The organism is Virgibacillus salexigens (genome assembly GCF_000723585.1).
Taxonomy (GTDB): domain Bacteria; phylum Bacillota; class Bacilli; order Bacillales; family Amphibacillaceae; genus Virgibacillus; species Virgibacillus salexigens.
Genome location: NZ_CCDP010000001.1, coordinates 2069853 through 2090166, shown reverse-complemented (window position 1 = coordinate 2090166; position 20314 = coordinate 2069853). Strand labels below are relative to the sequence as shown.

The following is a 20314-nucleotide window of genomic DNA, read 5'->3' as shown; positions in this document are numbered from 1 at the left end:
AAATATCCATTAATTATCACGAATTCTATACTTTCGTTTCGAAGAAATCTTTCCTACAAGACAATTGGCAGCATGTTCGAGTATATTGGGGCTGGACATAACTAAAATTCGTCTCAGCAATCTCATACTATTACCACAGAAACACACCCCGATTAACCGACAATGCCATCCACTTCAAACATAACGAAAAAAATCATCACCAAGGTGATGATTTTTATGAATCTATATTGATTTTCATCTCTTGCAGTATCTTTTTTTCTAATCTAGAAACTTGAACTTGAGAGATACCTAGCCTATCAGCCACTTCAGATTGTGTTTGATCCTTATAATATCGCAAGTAAACAATTAATCTTTCTCTTTCGCTTAAGCCTCGAATTGCCTCTTGTAAAGTAAGTTTCTCAAACCACTTTGAGTCTTGATCAGATATTTGATCCAATAAGGTTATTGGATCGCCATCATTCTCGAACACTGTCTCGTGGATGGATTGTGGTGATTTACCAGCTTCCTGTGCGTGTACAACATCTTCAGGTGAAATATCTAATTCACTGGCAATTTCATTAACAGTTGGTGACCTTCCTAGTTTTTTTGTCAGCTCATCTTTTTTCTTTCGAATACGATTACCAGTTTCCTTCAAGGATCTACTAACTTTTACTGTCCCATCATCTCTAATAAATCGTTGAATTTCACCGATTATCATCGGTACGGCATAAGTTGAAAAGCGAACATCATAAGATAGATCAAACTTATCTATTGATTTAATTAATCCAATACTTCCAATCTGGAATAAATCATCGGGGTCATATCCTCTATTAATAAATCGTTGCACAACGGACCAAACGAGACGGATATTTTTTTCGACTAATATATCTCTAGCTGTTTTATCTCCCTTTTGGCTTTTTTCGATGTATACTTTTACTTCTTCATCCGTTAACGTCTCGTTTTTATTATCACCTTTCACATTAACATTCATAGGCAAGACCCTTCACTAGGAACACACCGTCTTCGTATTAGTAAGTTGTTTTGTCATGTGAACCGTTGTTCCTTTTCCTGGATTAGATATGACCTCAACCGTATCCATAAAGTTTTCGATGATTGTAAATCCCATACCAGATCGTTCCAGTTCAGGTTTGGAAGTATAGAGGGGTTGTCGAGCTTCATTAATATCATTGATTCCAATACCTTCATCCTTTATAGTTAGCTCTACTTCCCCATCTATTAACGTACAAGTAATATACACTTGATGATGAGGCTCATTATTATAGCCATGGATAATCGAATTCGTAACGGCTTCCGATACTACCGTTTTTATTTCCGTTAGCTCGTCCATTGTTGGATCAACTTGACTTACAAACGCAGCAACGGTAACTCTAGCAAATGATTCGTTTTCACTGATACTTGAAAACGCTACAGCCATTTCATTTTTCATGATGCCACCCCCAAGGTTTCCAATGCGAATTCCTCATTCTCCTCTAGTCGCACGATTTTAAATAAACCTGACATTTCAAACAACCGTTTAACTGGTGGAGAGATGGAACAAACGACCATTTCTCCGCCTAGTTGTAATACTTCTTTATACCTACCTAGAACAACACCTAATCCAGAACTATCCATAAAGGTCATTGCTTCAAGATTTAATAGCACATGTTTAACATCGTTTTTGTACATAATTTCTTTCCATTCATTCCGTAATTGTTCTGCTTCGTGATGATCTAATTCGCCTGAAAGCCGAACAATTAGCACCTCTTCTTTGATAGCAAACGTTGAACTAAGACCCATGGCCTTTCCTCCTTTATTACATTTCTGTATATAAATCTTTCTGGATTCGCTGGGTCATTTCCTGCTACATGACAAAAGAAGAACTTTTTCTTAAAAATTAGCATGAATTATTCATTTTTCGCCATTCTTTGCAAGGTTCGCTTGAATAATGTCAGGTAAGATGCTTTTTCAACATCTTCTTCTACTGTTAAATCGGATCGAGAAATGATTTTACCTTCATTTTTCACCAATAATTCTCCGATTGAATCCCCTTTGGAGATAGGGAGGGTATAATCTTCATGTAGTTTAATCTCTGTAGTAACTTTATCCATGGATTCTCCCTTTTTATGAAGGGTGCTTATCGACTCGGAAGCCACCACATCGAGATGATTGTTTTCAGCTTTTAACATATTTAGCTCTGTTATTTTATCCCCTTTTTCAAATAGTTTATTGGTTTGAAAATGGTTGAATGCATAATCAAGCATTTGAGTTACATCAGCATTTCTATCCTTAGTAGAACCAGCGCCCATAACAACGGCAATCACGCGCATATCTTCTTTTTCAGCAGTGGCTGTTAAACAATATTTTGCGTCATTTGTGTACCCCGTTTTTAATCCATCGACTCCAGGGTAAAATTTGACTAATCGGTTTGTATTAACAAGCCAAAACTCATTATCTTCCCCTTTACGCAAATAATCCTCGTAGATGGAGGTATAATTAGTGATGGTCTCATACTTCAATAGTTCTTTTGCCATTACAGACATATCGTAAGCGGTACTATAATGATCTTCAGCTGGAAGTCCAGTTGCGTTTTGAAACTTTGTATTCTTTAGATTAAGTTCCTTTGCTTTTTCGTTCATTCTTTTAACAAAAGATTTTTCACTTCCAGCAACTCTTTCTGCTAATGCAACACTCGCATCATTCCCTGATGCTACTGCTACCCCTTTCAGTAAGTCATTGACACTCATCTCTTCTCCCGCTTCTAAAAATATTTGTGATCCCCCCATGGATGCAGCTCGTTCACTCACACGAATGGTTTCATCTAATTTTAATTTCCCTTCATCAATTGCTTCCATAATTAATAGCAGGGTCATTATTTTTGTCATGCTAGCGGGAGATAACTGCTCATGCTCATTTTTATTAAAAATCACTTTCCCTGTATCACGTTCCATAAGGATTGCTGACTTTGCGTTTTCAGCAAGATTTTCTGAATCGGGTGCAGCTTGGTTGTTCTCCTCCCCATATACAGTGAAGCTAAGGTTTGACATTAAAAAGACAACAATGGTTATAACTAATAGACCTTTTTTCATTCTTCTACCTCCAATAGATACTGAAACTAATGTGCAACTTCATTCAATAAGGATCTCTCCCCAGAAATGAGTCCAAGCTATATCATAAGCCTTCACATGAAGTAGGTTTTCCCCCGTGCAAACTGAGTAGTATAAAAAGGGAATTTACACTTATTCAGGTGAGTAAACTATCTACGATTAGGATAACCATTTCCTCCTTCAAATATACTCCTATATGATAAGATAACACCGGCTAACATCCCGGCATTTGATAAACGAAAAAACGGTTTGAATGCCATTCAAACCGTTTGGATGAGATAAATCTATTTTGTCACTGTATCATAAATTAAAGTAGGTGCTTCAACTGCCTCTTTCGTGATTGAAATACTTTTATAGAGTTTTTCTTTCACTTCTTCCACTTCCTCTGAGTTCGAATGAATAGTTAACAGAGGCTCACCAGCATCAACTGTATCACCAATTTTTTTATGAAGGACAATACCAACTGCTAGATCAATTGTCGATTCTTTTGTAGCTCTCCCTGCACCTAACATCATCGCTGCTGTTCCAATATCATCTGCGATGATATTGGCTACAGAACCTGAAGTTTTTGCTGGCAGTTCTACTTTATATGTCGCTTGTGGTAATGAATCTGGATGATCAACAACTGTCGTATCTCCGCCTTGTGATTTAAGAAATACCTTAAACTGTTCCAGTGCTTTCCCGTTATTAAGATTATCTTGTAATTTCAGTCTTGCTTCTTCTAACGTCTCTGCCTTATTCGCTAACACAACCATCTGACTACCAAGTGTTAAACAAAGCTCTGTTAAATCGTCTGGCCCATTACCTTGTAATGTTTGAATTGCTTCATGTACTTCTAATGCATTGCCGATAGCATTGCCCAAAGGTTGACTCATATCAGATATCACGGCCATTGTATTTCTACCGACTTTATTACCAATGGTAACCATTGCTTCAGCCAAAGCCTTTGCATCTTTTAATTCTTTCATAAATGCCCCTGCACCAGTCTTCACGTCTAATACGATCGCATCTGCCCCAGAAGCTATTTTCTTACTCATGATGGAGCTTGCGATTAATGGTATAGAATTCACTGTTGCAGTAACATCTCTTAAACCGTACAATTTTTTATCCGCAGGTGTTAAATTACCGGATTGTCCAACAACTGCCACTTTATTCTTATTAACAAGATCAATAAACTCATTGTTGTTGATCTCTACATGGAATCCAGGCACAGCCTCTAATTTATCAATTGTTCCACCAGTGTGTCCTAATCCTCTACCACTCATTTTGGCTACAGGCACACCTACCGAAGCAACTAGTGGAGCAAGGATAAGTGTTGTCGTATCCCCAACACCACCAGTTGAATGTTTATCCACTTTAATACCAGCAATATCAGAAAGGTCTATTTGGTCCCCTGACTCAACCATTGCTTTCGTAATTTGAGCACGTTCTTCATTGTTCATATCCTGAAAATAAATAGCCATTAATAATGCACTTACTTGATAATCAGGAATTTCTCCATTTGTATAACCATTAATAAAATAGTTAATTTCCTCTGTTGTTAATGCTTGACCGTCTCGTTTCTTTTCAATAATGTCATACATCCTCATTGTTATCACCTATTATCTTTGTGGTAGTGTTTCTATTACTTGTTTTACAAACTTTAAGAACGATTCTTTTACTTGTTCTGTGGTTTCAATAACTTCATCATGCGTAAGAGGCTGGTCTAATATTCCTGCTGCCATATTCGATATACAGGAAATCCCTAGCACGCGAATCCCCGCATGTCCAGCTACCATAACTTCTGGTACAGTAGACATTCCTACTGCATCACCGCCTAAAGTTCGAAGCATTCGCACTTCCGCAGGCGTTTCATATGCTGGTCCAGTATTTCCAACATAAATCCCTTTTTGTACGTTTATATGAATTTGCTTCGCACATTCCTCTGCATGGGCAATCAACGATTGATCATATACATTAGACATATCTGGAAAACGGACACCTAATCGATCATCATTTTTACCGATTAACGGACTGTCCCCCATATTATTGATGTGGTCCGTAATGATCATAAGATCTCCTGCTTGGAAATTCTCGTTAATCCCACCTGCTGCATTTGTCACCATAATAGAATCAATACCAAGTTCCTTTAATACACGTACCGGGAACGTAATTTGCTTCATGGAATAGCCTTCGTAATAATGGAAACGTCCTTGCATTGCTATTACTTGTTTCCCCTTTAATTGTCCTGCAACTAACTGACCTTTATGACCAGCCACCGTTGATTCAGGAAAGTCGGGTATATCTTTATAAGGTATAGTTACTGGATTTTCAATTTCTTCAGCAAGCACACCTAAACCAGAACCTAAAATTAATCCAATTTCGGGCTTTTCCTCTAATTCCGTTTGCAGATAAGTACTTGCTTGTTTTACAGCATTGTAATTCATGATACTACTCCCCTTTTGGTTGAATATTTTTTAGAAAGCTTTCTCCATGCTCTGGCATGTCCACCCCGAAGTTTTCTGAAATTGTTGCTCCAATATCAGCGAATGTTTGACGAATTGGAAGTTCTTCTCCTTTTGATATGCCATTATAATAAACAAGTAAAGGTACGAATTCTCTTGTATGATCGGTACCATGGTGAACAGGATCATTTCCATGATCGGCGGTAATAATTAATAGATCATCATCCTGTACTTCTTTCAATACTTCAGGTAGACGGGCATCATATGCTTCTAGTGCCTCGCCATAGCCTTGTGGATCTCTACGATGACCATATTTCGCATCAAAATCAACTAAATTTAAGAAGCTGATTCCATTAAAATCTTTTTTCATGGATTCCACTAATTTTGTCATACCATCATCGTTATCTTTTGTTCGTATAGCTTCAGTAACACCTTCTCCATCATATATATCTGAGATTTTCCCTAAGGCGATAACATCAAAATCATTCTCCTGTAATTCGTTCATAACGGTTTTACCGAAGGGTTTTAATGCGTAGTCATGACGATTAGATGTTCTTTCAAACTCACCAGGTTTACCAATAAAAGGACGAGCAATAACCCGACCAACCATATACTTTTCATCTAAAGTCAATTCTCTGGCAATTTCACAAATGCGATACTGCTCTTCAATTGGTATTATTTCTTCATGCGCGGCTATTTGCAAGACAGAGTCAGCTGACGTATATACGATTAATGCTCCTGTTTCCATATGTTCTGGACCTAGTTCATCGATAATTGCTGTTCCAGATGCCGGCTTGTTACCAATCACTTTTCTCCCTGTTCTTTCTTCAAGATGGTGAATTAATTCATGTGGGAATCCATCTGGAAAAGTGCGAAATGGCTGTTCAATATGCAAACCCATAATTTCCCAATGACCGGTCATGGTGTCCTTTCCATTGGATGCTTCTTGCATTTTTGTATAATATGCCTTTGGTGCATCCGCTTTAGCGATACCTGCGATTTTCCTAATATTACTTAACCCAAGGCTTGCCATATTCGGCATACGAAGCCCCTTCATATGCGCAGCAATATGCCCTAATGTATCTGCGCCTTTATCATTAAAATCTTCTGCATCAGGTGCTTCTCCTATTCCAACAGAATCCATTACAATTAGGAAAACACGATTAAATTTCTTCATGTTATATAACCTCCTAAATATTATATTCCCATTAAAGCTATTCACTATGTTAACGAAATCATTTTGTTGTATGATGTCAGACAACTAAAATCAAAAAATTTAAGCTCTTGGGTGATAGCTTTGGTAAATATCTTTTAATCTTGATTTTGTCACATGCGTGTAAATTTGGGTTGTAGATATGTCTACATGTCCTAGCATTTCTTGAACTAGACGTAAATCCGCGCCATTCTCTAGCAAGTGTGTTGCAAAGGAGTGTCTCAGTGTATGGGGAGTAATCGGTTTATTTATATTTGCCTCTAACGCTGATTTCTTCAAGATCTTCCAAAATCCTTGTCTTGTTAGCGGTTTACCATGTTGGTTTACAAAAAGGATTTGGCTATCTGTTTGTCGTTTAACCAATTTCCCTCGAGCATGCTGCAAATATTTTTCGATTGCCTGTATAGCGGCATTCCCCAATGGAACAATTCGTTCTTTTGCTCCTTTTCCAAAACACTGAACAAAACCCATCGTTAGATGAAGATCAGAAATTTTTAATGCAATCATTTCGCTTACACGTAACCCTGTCGCATAAAGTAATTCAAGCATCGCTTTATTTCGAATATGTAACGCACTATCCTTGGTTATATTTAATAAACGATCTATCTCTTTCACAGATAATATATCTGGTAATTTCCGCTCTTTCTTTGGTGTTTCAATGTGCAGACTGGCATCATGCGATACAATCTGTTCACGTAATAAAAAGTGATGAAAGGAACGGATAGAGGCTATATGCCTAGCTATTGTAGCAGAAGATTTATTTGTATCCTTTAATTGATAAAGGAAGCTGGTAATATCTTTCCTAGTTACCTGCTCCCAATTCGTCTGTTGAGCAACAGTTTTCAAATAATGGATATATTGCGTTAAATCTCTTTTATATGAAGTCAATGTATTATCTGATAGACCTCTTTCAATCTTTAAATAATGGAAAAAATCCTCTGCATTTTCTGTGAGCATTGTTCTACTCTCCTAAACGGAAAAATAAGTTCAATCGATCAAAAAAACTAGGCTCTTCGTTAAATACTTTCACCGCTGGTCCTTCAGGAGGATCATACCGATGATATTGTTCATATTCTGTATGCATTACACGTAACCCAAAATAAAATAAAAACGTACACGCAATAAAGATGATAAATACTTTTATCATATCCCACAGTATTCTCTTCATGAACTTTTGCTCCCCTAATCAAAATATATCCTATTAAAAGATATGCCAGAAAAGAAGAACAATATACATATTCCTATCATTCTATAGAAAAAAATCCTGTAATCAAAATGTACCGTTTTTATATAGGTTTGTAAATGATTTTCTTTTTTAAGATGAACAGTTTACATTCTCTCACAAAAATAGAGGCAACTTATTAGCTAGATGCATTGACTGTAATTGTTTGACATTGTTTACAGATTCCATGAAATGTCAAACGATGGTCTTTCACTTGAAAGCCCCATTCATTTTGTACAATCCGTTCTACATCTTCTAATAGATCATCTTCAATTTCTTCTACTGAACCACATTCTGTACACACCAAATGATGATGAAAATGTTTGGCTCCTTCTTTTCGCAGATCATAACGCGATACACCATCACCAAAATTAATTTTATCAACGATCTTTAACTCGGATAATAATTCTAAAGTACGATAAACAGTTGCCAAGCCAATTTCTGGTGCTTTTTCTTTCACTAATAAGTACACGTCTTCCGCACTCAAATGGTCATCTTCTCTTTCCAATAACACGCGTACAGTCGCCTCTCTCTGAGGCGTTAATTTATAGCTTTGTGAGTGGAGCTGTTTTTTTATCCGATCAATTCGATGTTCCATGGCAGGTTCCCTCCCTCATATCCCATCTTTATTATATGCACCTATATGAACTGTGTCAAAACAAAATATTATTATTTTATATTTATAATAATTATAGTTTAAGTTTGATTATTAGTAAAATGATCGGATTAAGAGCTGCATGGCTTCATTTGCAATAAAGGTTTCCAATATTGCAGCTACACATGAAAATGCGATGAGCAATGAGAAAACCACAACATATTTTCCAAATGGCTGAAAGACGGGTTGAGCAATTTTTCGTGTGAATAATTTATTTAATAACGTCAAGGAGAAAATCATGGATAAGCTACCTGCAATAATGTAAATCGGTATAATTAATATATTTTGCGGTGCAATCGATAAGGCAGAAAGAAGCAAGCCGTCAAAGCCTAGCTGATTGACGATAAATCCTACAGAAAAACCAACTACAAGTCCCTTAATAAAGATAAGTATCCAGATAATGGGAAGACCAATTACGGATAGACCAAGTACAAAAATAAGCAATAAATATTTCATATGGTATAAAAAACTGCTCTTAAAAATAGCTAATTTTTCCATCTCTTGATTATCAACGATTTGTCCAAAAAAGCGCTCTAAATAAAAAAATAAATCCTGTTTTTGGACAAAATTCATACTATTAACTAGGATTGCTCCAAAGATGATCCCTGTTAAAAATAAAATAACCATAAATAAATAAATCGTAGCATGTTCCTTTATATGATTGAGTAGCACCGTTTTGTTTTTATGCATTGGAATCCTCCATTCGATATACTGCTATAGTAAAAACTATGAAGAATTCCATTTAAAAATACCAAATTTTCCATATGAATCTATCGAAAACTTAATTATTTGATAAACCCATATCTTCCTCCCCCACCTGTCTCAATACGTTGTTTTCCATTTCGCATCTCAACAATACTGCTGGCAACTTGTTCTGGGATAACTTTTTTCAGCTCTTCTAATGGTGCATGGTGAATGACATTCATTTCCGTCCCAAAATTTCTCAATAGTTTCTCATACGTTTTCTTTCCTAGTTTTGGAAGATATTCTAACGGAACTTGATATACATAAGGAGGTCTATTTTTCCTAGAATCGTATGAATTTTTTATATCTTTTAGTTCATCAATACGATTTACAACTCCTTTAATAATCTTGGTATCACCACAAAACGGACATGTAGTGCTTTTACTTGTTACTTTATTAAAACAAGTACTGCATACTGTTGTATGGTACTTGCCAAGCCGGGGATTCATACCATAATTCCTTGTAACTTGTCTCCCTTTTAAACGATGCAGCGCTAGGTAAAATTCTCGAAAAGATGGGAATTCCATGGATATTTCTTGATATTCTCTTGCGATTTTACTTAAAGAATGACTATCTGAATTAGATAAGTAAGTAAAGTCGTGCAGTTCCTGAATTTGATCAGCCATTTGGGAATCCGAACTAAGCCCCAACTCGATCCCATCGATAAAACGTGGGTCGAATACTTCCTTTAATGTATTGTAAACACCTTTTCCGTATAAACTTTTAAATGGTGTAAATACATGGGCTGGAATAAACACCCCACCAAGTTCCTTTACTTTTCTTTGTAATTCTATACCAGAACCATAATACCGTTGGGAACTTAAAGTTATATTTTTCATTCGTTTACATAACCACTCGGAAAAAGCCTGCATCTGGGCTAACGTTGGAAGATAACATAAAACATGAATTGGACCATGACAGTGCTCATCATATATTTCAATTTCAGAACCTAGAATTAATGTAACGGATTCAAAACGAATACCTCCGTCTTCTAATTCCATAGCTTTGTTTGTTTCTATAAGCTGAGTAATTTCCTGCTGCACTGCTGGTGATTGACAATCAATCACACCTATTAAGTGAATACCTTTATTACGACTGGATTCTTCTAGTATAGCTTGAATGGTTAAATTTTTTGACGCCGTTATTTTAACTGGTTGATTATATATATCCCTACCAATATGAATGTGCATATCAGCAAAATACGTAGATAACACTTATTTCATCCCCAATGCATGTAAATAGAGAATAGCATAGTTCGTCTTCGCATCGTGAATTCGCTCTGCTTCCACATACTTTTTTGCCTCTTCTAATGTTAACGCATGTATCTTAATGAATTCATCTTCATCCCCTGCTAATGGTTGATCTACTACCTCCAATTGATCAGAAATATAGATATACATTATTTCGTTTGCAAAACCAGGAGACGTGTAAAAGGATGTAACAAATGATAATTCATTCGTTGTGTATCCTGTCTCTTCTTCTAACTCCCGAATAGCCGTCACTTCTGGATCTTCCCCTGGCTCTAGTTTACCAGCAGGAATTTCCAGTAACGATTTTTCTAATGGTTTGCGGTACTGTTCAACAAAAATGATTTTATTATCAGCTGTTATTGGAATTACTGCTACAGCTCCAGGATGATTTACAATCTCTCGTTTAGCAGTTTTTCCATCAGGAAGAAGCACGTCATCTACTTGTAAATGAACAACCTTCCCATTATAAATAACTTGTGTATTTGTTGTCTTCTCTTCAAAATTTCGCATTAATTATCACCCTTAAACATTTTACTTTCATTCTATTTTAGCATATTTTCTTCCATTTACACTTCAATCGATTGTTTTGCTTTATCGTTCCATATCCATTTACAATAGAATTAGAAGTACAATATTCGCAATTGGGGGTTGTAACAATTGAACAAAAATAAGCTTGGAAATTCAGGAATTGAAGTATCCCAGCTTACCCTTGGATGTATGTCATTAGGAACAGATTTCAAGGAAGCTAAGAACATCATTGATTTTGCGTTGGATCAAGGAATTAATCATCTAGATACGGCAGATTTATATGATTTTGGAATAAATGAAGAAATTGTTGGAAAAGCAATTAACGGGAAACGAAAAGAAATTGTTTTAACTTCTAAAGTAGGAAATCATTTTAATAAGCAGACTGGTGACTGGTTTTGGGATCCATCTAAAGAACATATCATTCAAGGTGTTAAAGAAAGTCTGCAACGATTAAATACTGATTATATAGATTTTTATATGCTACATGGTGGTACTATAGATGATCCTATCGATGAAACAATTGAAGCATTCGAATTACTAAAGCAAGAGGGGACAATACGTGCTTACGGTATTTCTTCCATACGACCAAATGTCATTCGTGAATATGTGGGGCGTTCCTCGATCGACGGGGTAATGATGCAATACAATCTATTTGATCGCAGGCCGGAGGAGAAAATACTAGATTTTCTCTATGAACACTCTATCAGTGTGCTAGCTAGAGGCCCATTAGCAAAAGGAATGTTAAGTAACCATGCGAATCAACAAATAGAAAAGAAAGGGAAGGATGGCTATTTGGGTTATTCCAGAGAAGCATTACTACAAATCAGCGAGCAGCTAAATGAGTGGAATCCTACCACGAATCGAAATGAATTATCACTTAAATATGTATTAAAACATCCTGCTGTAGCTAGTGCAGTCTTTGGAGCTAGTTCGGTAAACCAATTAAAAGAAACAATTGATGGCGATTTCCATTCCGAATTACCAGATGAAATTTATTCTGCATTGCAACATCTGTCAAGACCGATTACTTATCAGACACATCGATAAAAAATAAAAAGCATATCTAGTTTGTTATAAAAATGGCAACTGTTGCACTTATGAGAACAGTTGCCATCGCTTATTTTGTATATTGAATTTGCTGCATACCAATAAATGGATTTAATATACCTTCCGGACTTGAAAGGCGTAACATGTTATTATTTACCACTTGTAACGACATTTGCTCTGCAAAGAAAGTAGTTTGTTGTTTCTCAATATATATTTGGAAATAATGATTATTCACTGCTTGATACGTTGATTTAATTTGATCTGTTAATCGAATAATTGGCACTCCATTCACCCCGCATCCACATCCTTCCGTATCATACCATAATAATAAATACGGAGCTTCTGAGCTTAATAGGGGTTCCAGCAAATCATATGCTTCCTTTGAAATTGTTAGTTTCATGCTTCAACACTCCAGTGAATTCACTTTTTGGTAAATTGTTTCTGTAAAATTCGTTCAAAAGCAACTGGAAATAATTGGTATAACCTGCTTCCTATTTCCATCCACAATGGTAAATTAATTTCACGTTTCGATTCAAATAAATGGTTTACTATTTTTATAGCTACTTTATCTGGATTTAGCATGTACTGTGATACATTTTCTTGATATGTTCCATTCGGATCAGCTGTTTGAAAGAAGTCTGTTTGCACTGGACCAAGATTAACCACAGTAACAAACACATTGGTTTTTTTTAATTCAAGCCGCAGTCCATTTGAAAAACCAATGACTGCATGCTTTGTCGAACTATATATAGCTGCTTTAGGCGTAGCTATTTTTCCAGCTTGTGATGCGATATTAACGATATGTCCTTCATTAAAAGAGTCAAAATGAGCTAGAAACCGCTTTGACATTTGAATTAATGCATGAACGTTTAATTCAAACATATTATCCATTTCTTGCTGACACATTTCTAAAAAATGCGCAAACTTACCGATACCTGCATTATTTATTAATCCATGTATTTGTTCATGTTCAATGAGGATAAATTCGATAACTGCTTCCCTATCCTTTTTTACAAGCAAGTCAGCTTCGTATACATAACTTTCTATTTGATAGTGTTCCCAGATACGCTTCTTGATAGCAGTCAACTTACTGATAGATCGTGCTATCATTAGCGGCGTGCCCCCAGCTTCAGCAATACGCCAAACCAATTTTTCTCCGATACCGCTAGATGCACCTGTAATAATGATTTTCTTACCAGTTAACTGTTTTTGCATAAACCAAATGCCCATCCTTTACTGTCTTATAAATACGAGCTTGATCCTCTAAATAGTCTAATTGTCCAAATGTGACGGACATTGTTAAATCAATCTGACTTTGAAATTGTTTTGGAAATAGTTCCATACACACTTGGTATGGTGTTTTTTCACCATTATCTAACAGATGGTATACTTTTTCTGCCCTTTCCTCGTGTTTCTTTAATCGTTCCTGTATTAAGGAGATAGGATGCCGAACGACTTTGCCATGTCCTGGGAGCACATTTTCGATTCCAAGTTCCATACACTTTTCTAAGTTTCTTCTATACTGAAGCATCGGCTTAGGGCGTTGATCGATAGATTGGCCAACTTCTTGAGGCTCCATTAGTGGGTTGGACGAGATATGCTTCAATAAATGATCCCCTCCTAATAATATCTGATCTTGTTGTCGTAAAAAAGACAGGTGACTTTGGGCATGTCCTTTAGTTTCAATGACGGTCCATTCTTGGTGTCCAGGTAGTATATCACCATCATCTATCGTATTCGTTAATTCTCCTTCTCCAATAAAAGCCAATGTACTTTCCTGTAGTTCCAACCCAGCTAATAAATCTTCTGGTACGCCTGATAATGTAAAATACTGCTTAAAGAATTGACGATAATGTTTAAAATAAGCAGTATCACGTGTAATCCACCTATTTACCTGGTGATGAGCGATAATATGTTGAACTCGTGGAAATTGTTCAATTAAGCCAATATGATCTGGATGATGGTGTGTCAAAATAATTTGCTCGATATCATTTGGACCATAGCCTATTTCTTTTAATTGTATTTGAAAGGCTTCCCATGCTTCCTTCGTTTTTACACCTGCGTCAATCAAAGATAGAAGTTCCCCTTCTAAAATATATACATGAACATCTCCAACTGCAAAAGGGGTTGGTAATGTTATCTGACTTATTGTTTTATCGATTACTTTCATCTAAAATTCCTCCACTGAATGATCATTCATTTTCTGTTATTTTACCCCTTTTATATTTAATTGTCGATTCATTTACAATGAAAGCATTACGTATGATACAGATGATGGATAGCCTGTGTTAGGATTTTCGGCAAATATTCAAAGCTATATGTCAATTCTAAACGTTCCGTCCATTGATGAGGATCCCTACCTAAAGGTCCGATATTTAAAATTGGCATGGTCAGTTGCTGCATCACATCTTCTGGCAAATTAAAACCATTATTTTGTAATGGCATATTTAATGTTAAATGCTTCATTTGACTGGTTGTTGAAGGTGGTCCAATAAAACTAAGGTCAGATAAGCCTGTGAAAAACTCGGAAACAGTTAAGGCAACTTGAAAGTTTTTCTCTGTGTAGTCCTTGATATGTTGCATTACCCCACGTATATACGGGTCATTATCTGAAGTAACCGCTGGATAAAATGGAGGACTATAAAATAAAATAATCATGGGTGCTAAATCTTTACACATGGACGCTAAATCCTGAACAAGTAGAGTAGAGAAATCACGATCCCCTTGATTGCGCTGACTTACTAACAAATTCTGTCTGCGAACGACTTCATCTTTTCCATTACGTTTAACCGCTTCCTGATATAATTCTTCATACATCATGACATTTACGGTTACTGGTGGCATCTTTAAATCAGTTGCAATTTCGGAGAAGTAATCTGCTTTTTCAAGTACATAACTCTCAATTTGACTTGCAGCAACCATTGCACCATGAAGCAGCTTCGAATTAATCTCATGAAGGGATTGTTTAAGATATAAAATGTTGTACATCGCGATCGCAGCTTGTGGAGTTTGTACGGAATAATTCTCTTTTAAGTCTCGTTGCATTAAGCTTATTGGAGGAGGTGTTATTTCCTCGCCTATTTTTTCAATAAATGCTTCATTTAATTCTAGTTGTTGAGATAAGAAACTAATCATTAGATTTGGATTAATTCCAGAAAATGGTTCACTTACATGTGATTCTTTTCCATAACAATAAAACCCGGGTAATATTTTACCGATAGAGCCAGTATATACATAGTAAGCGGAATCTCCAGGGTACTTACTAAACATTGGCTCTCCATTTAAGCAAGCAAGATACGTTAATTGCTCTTTTTCTTTTATTTCCTGCAAAACAGGCAGTGCCGTTAACATCCCTTTCGAGTTGACTTCTTCATCAGGTACCGTAAGCAATAATAGATTCCCTTCAAACTCACCATGCATTGCTTTTTCAAGCATGGATAAATGTAGACTAAGTCCTGCTTTCATATCCATCGTCCCTCGACCGAATAACCAATCTCCATTATTTAAATCTTGCTGTATGGTTTCCGAAAGCTTGTCTTTGATTTTCAACATCTCTTTTGTAAGTTCCTTCGGATGAAAGGCAAGGTTTTGTAAGGAACCATAATCATTGACTTCTACCACATCAAAATGACTTAATAATATAATTGTTTTATCTGTATTAATCTTGCTTCTAACAAATGCCGTAAGTAATCTTCTGCCATCGTTAAGCGGATGTAAATTCAAATCTGAAGGATTAGCTTGAAAATATGGCTTTTGCTCGAAAAGATGATACATATATTCCGCTAAAGCAATCTCTGCGTTTGACCCTGTAATGCTTTGATAGTTCACAAGCGAACATAATAAATCGGTTAGCTCTTCTTTCGTCTGCCAATTTTTCACTACAATCCCTCCACCTATTCTTTAATATTGGTAACACCATAAAGAAAGATAAATTGACTTTTTATCAATCATCCAACACAATTTATAAGAGGTGAACCGTATGAATACCAAAATATTCGCACATCGTGGAGCAAGTAAATATGCACCTGAAAATACAATGCCTGCTTTTAAGTTAGCCTGTAACATGAACGCAGACGGCATTGAAACAGATGTTCAACTTACAAAAGATAATATTCCTGTCTTATTCCATGATGAACAGCTTAAACGAACGACGGGTACAGTAGGTTACGTAAAAGACTTTACCTATGAACAATTAAAACAGTTGGACGCAGGAAGATGGTACTCGAACGAATTTGAACATATAACGATTCCATCATTAGATGACTTTCTAAATTGGATTAAAGCGAAGCCGTTATATTTAAATATTGAGTTAAAAAATTATAAAATAGACTATAAGCATATTGAATCCATTGTCTATGATGCCATTGCATACCATCAGTTACTAAATCGTACCACAATTTCAACGTTTAATCCAAACAGCATTCGGAGACTTAGAAACAAAAAAGACACGATCGGTGTTGCTTTTTTAACTTCTAAAAAATACAAGCGCCTTGTCTCTTTTGCTGAAGAGATGGGAGCAAATGCGATCCATATTAAATATCGACTTTTAAACAAACGACTCGTTGAAGAGAGCCACCGAAGGAATATGAAACTGCGCGTATATACGGTGAACAAGCCAGCAAGAATAATAAGATCTTTAGAGACGAGTGTTAATGGTATTATTACAGATGTTCCTGATCAAGCAATCCATTGTAAGAAAATAATTAAAGAATAATAACTAGGAGGTTACTACACCATATGTCGCTTTTATTAGAACCTATAGACGTTAAACATGTTACACTTAAGAATCGTATTGTCATGTCACCAATGTGTATGTACTCTTGTACTGCTGAAGATGGAAAAATCACACCTTTTCACATTACACATTATACGTCTCGTGCTATCGGCCAAGTAGGCTTAATCATGTTAGAAGCTTCAGCAGTCCAAAAAGAAGGACGAATTTCCCCTTACGATTTAGGGATTTGGGATGACCACCATATCAAAGGGTTAAAAGACCTTAACGCTACTTTACATAGTTATGGTACAAAAACAGCTATTCAGCTGGCACATGCTGGTAGAAAAGCAGAACTGCCAACATCCATTTTTGCACCATCAAACATTGCCTTTAATGAAAATTACCAACAGCCAATTGAAATGAGCCTTAAAGCAATTTATCAAACAATTGATGCGTTTAAACAGGCAGCAAGACGAGCTTCTGAGGCAGATTTTGATATTATTGAAATTCATGGTGCACATGGATATTTAATTAATCAATTTTTATCTCCGTTAACCAATCAACGAAATGATGAATATGGCGGGAGCGTTAAAAATCGATATCGATTTTTAAAAGAAATCATTTCTTCCATAAAAACCGTGTGGCAAGGACCGATTTTTGTAAGAATTTCTACAGATGAGTACCATTCAAAAGGAAATACCTTGGATGAGATCCTTTATTTTACAGAACAATTAAAGCAAGATGGTGTTGAATTAATAGATTGTAGTTCAGGTGGTGTTGTTCCAGCAAAAATAAAAACTTTTCCAGGATATCAATTAACACGCTGTGAACGGATTAAACAGCAAATAGGAATATACACCGGTGCAGTCGGTTTAATTACAACTGGAATTCAAGCAGAAGAAATACTACAAAATGACCGTGCAGATCTTGTTTTTATTGGAAGAGCTTTATTAAGAAATCCCTATTGGGCAAAAGAAGCAGCTGATCAATTAGGTGATAATATTGATCCACCCAAGCAATATGTAAGAGCATGGAAATGATTTGGAGGTTTGGCAATGGAGTTAGTTTTTCTTGGGACAGGGGCTGGTGTTCCCTCCAAAGAACGGAATGTATCAGCGATTGCACTGAAATTATTACAAGAACAGAATTGTATTTGGTTATTTGATTGTGGTGAAGCGACCCAACACCAAATTCTTTATACATCAATCAAGCCTAGAAAAATTACGAAGATTTTTATCAGTCATCTGCATGGAGATCATATTTATGGTCTCCCTGGACTCTTAAGTAGTCGATCCTTCCAAGGCGGAGATACTCCTCTAACAATTTACGGCCCACAAGGATTGAAGTCTTTTATAGAAACAAGTCTAAATATAAGTGGTACACATCTTACTTATCCTTTAACGGTTATGGAAATAAGTCATGGTTCTATTATCAAAGACGAAGAAATTACGGTTTATATAGAGGAATTAGATCATGTCATTCCTAGCTTCGGTTTTCGAATCGTGGAAAATGATAAACCTGGAGAATTACTCGTTCATAAATTAAAAGAAATGGGAATAGAACCCGGTCCAATTTATCAAGAAATTAAGGAAAAAGCGTTTGTTGAAACTTCAAACGGGAAACGGATTTACAGAAAAGACGTTATAGGAGAAAATAAAAAAGGAAGGATTATAACTATCTTAGGTGATACGAGGCTATCATCACGCTTTACTTCCTTTGCAAAAAATGCAGATGTCCTTGTTCATGAATCTACCTTTAGAGAGGATAAAGAAGCACTTGCAGAACAATATTTCCATTCTACTACTTCACAAGCTGCAAGGCTTGCAAAAGAAAGTAATTGCAAACATTTGATTCTCACTCATATTTCATCACGCTATCAAAAGGAAGAAAATGAGCAACTTTTACAGGAAGCCCAAGCCATCTTCCCGCAAACTGATTTAGCACATGATTTTTCTACTTTTACAATTAAATAAAGGAGGGCTTTCCAATGACACAAGTATCATCTATTATTTCTAATCAGCGCGCATTTTTCTTAAATGGGAATACAATGGATTATACAATTCGAAAAGAACAATTACAAAAACTTAAGCAAATGTTAAAGGAAAATGAAGCAGCAGTATATCAAGCTCTGCGATCAGATCTAAATAAATCGAAACATGAAACATTAACGACGGAACTTGGTTTTTTATTAACCGAAATAGATTACACAATGAAACACTTACGTGATTGGATGGAGCCTACAAAGGTTTCTGCCCCTATCACACATAAAGGTACTAAAAATTTGATTTTGAAAGAACCCTATGGTGTATGTCTGATTATTGCCCCATGGAATTATCCTTTACAATTAGCTCTTGCACCAGCGATTGGTGCTTTAGCAGCCGGAAATTGTGTAGTTATTAAACCGTCTGAAGATGCACCTGCGACTTCTTCATTATTAAAGAAACTAATTGAAAATACGTTTGATCCTTCTTTCATAACCGTTGTTGAAGGTGCGAAGGAAACGTCACAAGCACTTTTACAAGAACGATTTGATAACATATTCTTTACAGGAAGTACGGAAACTGGAAAAATCATTATGCATGAAGCAAGTAAACATTTAACACCAGTAACACTTGAACTTGGCGGGAAAAGCCCAGCAATAGTAGATAAAGATGCAAATATCAATCTAGCTGCAAAACGAATCGTCTGGGGAAAATATACCAATGCAGGTCAAACTTGTGTAGCCCCTGATTACTTATATGTGCATGAGAAGGTTAAATTTAAATTATTAAAAGCGATGAAAAAATATATAAGAAGTTTTTATGGTAAGAATCCACTAATTAATAAAGATTATATTCGAATTATTAATGAAAAACATTTCGACCGATTATCTAATTTCTTATCGAATGGATCAGCTTTGCATGGTGGTGAATCTGATCGTATGTCCTTAAAAATAGAACCAACGATTCTTGATAAGATCACTTGGGAAGATCCTGTAATGCAAGAGGAAATCTTCGGGCCTATTCTTCCCGTATTGACATTCAAAGATATTGAAGATGCAGTTAGTATGATTAGATCCAAAGAAAAACCACTTGCATTATATTACTTTGGAGAAAACGACAATACGCAGCAGCAAATAATGCAATACCTCTCTTTTGGCGGCGGTAGCATTAATGATACCCTTTATCATTTAGCAAATCCACATCTCCCGTTTGGTGGTGTTGGCTCTAGTGGTATGGGAGCCTATCATGGCAAATATAGTTTTGATACATTTTCTCATAAGAAAAGTATTATGAAACAAACAACTAAATTTGATTTTCCATTCCGATACCCTGGTAGTAAATTATCAGAAACAATTATAAATAAAATAATGAAGTAATGACATAAAGCAAAAGAGGCTTTTCTAAACAAATGAGACGCATGGCATATGACCTT

At 35.9% G+C, this 20314-nt stretch carries 22 protein-coding genes; 5 read left to right on the top strand and 17 right to left on the bottom strand.

The window, feature by feature from the left end; translation table 11 throughout:
- Nucleotides 1-214: 214 nt before the first annotated feature.
- From sigF to BN990_RS09760, 13 genes are all read right to left on the bottom strand, one after another.
- Nucleotides 215-970, bottom strand: coding sequence for an RNA polymerase sporulation sigma factor SigF (gene sigF / locus BN990_RS09820; RefSeq protein WP_021291207.1), 756 nt, complete (start codon nucleotides 968-970; stop codon nucleotides 215-217).
- A gap of 15 nt (nucleotides 971-985) precedes the next feature.
- A complete protein-coding gene (gene spoIIAB, locus BN990_RS09815) occupies nucleotides 986-1426 on the bottom strand; it encodes an anti-sigma F factor (RefSeq protein ID WP_021291206.1) in 441 nt (146 codons plus the stop codon).
- Complete coding sequence (spoIIAA, locus tag BN990_RS09810; protein WP_021291205.1) at nucleotides 1423-1776, bottom strand: anti-sigma F factor antagonist; 354 nt, start codon at nucleotides 1774-1776, stop codon at nucleotides 1423-1425. Before spoIIAA ends, spoIIAB begins: the two co-directional genes overlap by 4 nt.
- A 107-nt stretch (nucleotides 1777-1883) precedes the next feature.
- Entirely contained in the window at nucleotides 1884-3065 is a 1182-nt protein-coding gene (locus BN990_RS09805; RefSeq protein WP_038243851.1) for a D-alanyl-D-alanine carboxypeptidase family protein, read from the bottom strand.
- Nucleotides 3066-3367: 302 nt separating this feature from the next.
- Nucleotides 3368-4672, bottom strand: coding sequence for a pyrimidine-nucleoside phosphorylase (locus tag BN990_RS09800; RefSeq protein ID WP_031335516.1), 1305 nt, complete (start codon nucleotides 4670-4672; stop codon nucleotides 3368-3370).
- 12 nt (nucleotides 4673-4684) lie between these two features.
- Nucleotides 4685-5509, bottom strand: a complete 825-nt coding sequence (locus BN990_RS09795; RefSeq protein ID WP_021291202.1) for a purine-nucleoside phosphorylase — start codon at nucleotides 5507-5509, stop codon at nucleotides 4685-4687.
- A 4-nt stretch (nucleotides 5510-5513) separates the two neighbouring features.
- Nucleotides 5514-6704 carry a phosphopentomutase gene (gene deoB, locus BN990_RS09790; protein WP_021291201.1) on the bottom strand — a complete coding sequence of 397 codons (1191 nt, stop codon included), beginning with the start codon at nucleotides 6702-6704 and terminating at the stop codon, nucleotides 5514-5516.
- Between the two features lie 99 nt (nucleotides 6705-6803).
- Nucleotides 6804-7697, bottom strand: a complete 894-nt coding sequence (gene xerD / locus BN990_RS09785; protein WP_021291200.1) for a site-specific tyrosine recombinase XerD — start codon at nucleotides 7695-7697, stop codon at nucleotides 6804-6806.
- Nucleotides 7698-7701: 4 nt separating this feature from the next.
- Nucleotides 7702-7908 (bottom strand): YqzK family protein, encoded by a 207-nt coding sequence (locus BN990_RS09780; RefSeq protein WP_021291199.1) that lies wholly within the window; start codon nucleotides 7906-7908, stop codon nucleotides 7702-7704.
- 193 nt (nucleotides 7909-8101) lie between these two features.
- On the bottom strand, nucleotides 8102-8560 hold the full coding sequence (gene fur, locus BN990_RS09775; RefSeq protein ID WP_021291198.1) for a ferric iron uptake transcriptional regulator: 459 nt from the start codon (nucleotides 8558-8560) through the stop codon (nucleotides 8102-8104).
- A gap of 111 nt (nucleotides 8561-8671) precedes the next feature.
- Nucleotides 8672-9307 carry a stage II sporulation protein M gene (gene spoIIM, locus BN990_RS09770; protein WP_021291197.1) on the bottom strand — a complete coding sequence of 212 codons (636 nt, stop codon included), beginning with the start codon at nucleotides 9305-9307 and terminating at the stop codon, nucleotides 8672-8674.
- Between the two features lie 95 nt (nucleotides 9308-9402).
- Entirely contained in the window at nucleotides 9403-10575 is a 1173-nt protein-coding gene (locus BN990_RS09765; RefSeq protein ID WP_232620889.1) for an endonuclease Q family protein, read from the bottom strand.
- The gene (locus BN990_RS09760) at nucleotides 10576-11121 is read right to left on the bottom strand and encodes an NUDIX hydrolase (RefSeq protein ID WP_021291196.1); all 546 of its coding nucleotides are present in this window, start codon (nucleotides 11119-11121) and stop codon (nucleotides 10576-10578) included. It lies immediately after the preceding gene.
- A 147-nt stretch (nucleotides 11122-11268) separates the two neighbouring features.
- Between BN990_RS09760 and BN990_RS09755 the strand changes: the two genes are divergently transcribed.
- Nucleotides 11269-12186: an aldo/keto reductase gene (locus tag BN990_RS09755; RefSeq protein WP_038243848.1), complete on the top strand. Its 918-nt coding sequence runs from the start codon at nucleotides 11269-11271 to the stop codon at nucleotides 12184-12186.
- A gap of 70 nt (nucleotides 12187-12256) precedes the next feature.
- Here the strand turns inward: BN990_RS09755 and BN990_RS09750 are convergent, their stop codons facing one another.
- From BN990_RS09750 to BN990_RS09735, 4 genes are all read right to left on the bottom strand, one after another.
- Nucleotides 12257-12586: an iron-sulfur cluster biosynthesis family protein gene (locus BN990_RS09750; RefSeq protein WP_038243844.1), complete on the bottom strand. Its 330-nt coding sequence runs from the start codon at nucleotides 12584-12586 to the stop codon at nucleotides 12257-12259.
- Nucleotides 12587-12606: 20 nt separating this feature from the next.
- Nucleotides 12607-13401, bottom strand: a complete 795-nt coding sequence (locus BN990_RS09745) for an SDR family NAD(P)-dependent oxidoreductase (RefSeq protein ID WP_038243842.1) — start codon at nucleotides 13399-13401, stop codon at nucleotides 12607-12609.
- Nucleotides 13379-14356, bottom strand: coding sequence for an MBL fold metallo-hydrolase (locus BN990_RS09740; protein WP_051739076.1), 978 nt, complete (start codon nucleotides 14354-14356; stop codon nucleotides 13379-13381). Before BN990_RS09740 ends, BN990_RS09745 begins: the two co-directional genes overlap by 23 nt.
- Nucleotides 14357-14442: 86 nt before the next feature.
- The gene (locus tag BN990_RS09735; protein WP_038243840.1) at nucleotides 14443-16065 is read right to left on the bottom strand and encodes a M20/M25/M40 family metallo-hydrolase; all 1623 of its coding nucleotides are present in this window, start codon (nucleotides 16063-16065) and stop codon (nucleotides 14443-14445) included.
- Nucleotides 16066-16165: 100 nt separating this feature from the next.
- On the opposite strand from BN990_RS09735, the gene BN990_RS09730 reads away from it, so the two are divergent.
- The 4 genes from BN990_RS09730 to BN990_RS09715 are packed head-to-tail and all read left to right on the top strand — an operon-like array spanning nucleotide 16166 to nucleotide 20258.
- The gene (locus BN990_RS09730) at nucleotides 16166-16900 is read left to right on the top strand and encodes a glycerophosphodiester phosphodiesterase (protein WP_021291190.1); all 735 of its coding nucleotides are present in this window, start codon (nucleotides 16166-16168) and stop codon (nucleotides 16898-16900) included.
- Nucleotides 16901-16923: 23 nt separating this feature from the next.
- Nucleotides 16924-17940 carry an NADPH dehydrogenase NamA gene (gene namA / locus BN990_RS09725; RefSeq protein ID WP_038243837.1) on the top strand — a complete coding sequence of 339 codons (1017 nt, stop codon included), beginning with the start codon at nucleotides 16924-16926 and terminating at the stop codon, nucleotides 17938-17940.
- Between the two features lie 15 nt (nucleotides 17941-17955).
- On the top strand, nucleotides 17956-18873 hold the full coding sequence (gene rnz, locus BN990_RS09720) for a ribonuclease Z (RefSeq protein ID WP_038243834.1): 918 nt from the start codon (nucleotides 17956-17958) through the stop codon (nucleotides 18871-18873).
- A gap of 14 nt (nucleotides 18874-18887) precedes the next feature.
- Entirely contained in the window at nucleotides 18888-20258 is a 1371-nt protein-coding gene (locus BN990_RS09715; protein WP_021291187.1) for an aldehyde dehydrogenase, read from the top strand.
- Nucleotides 20259-20314 lie beyond the last annotated feature (56 nt).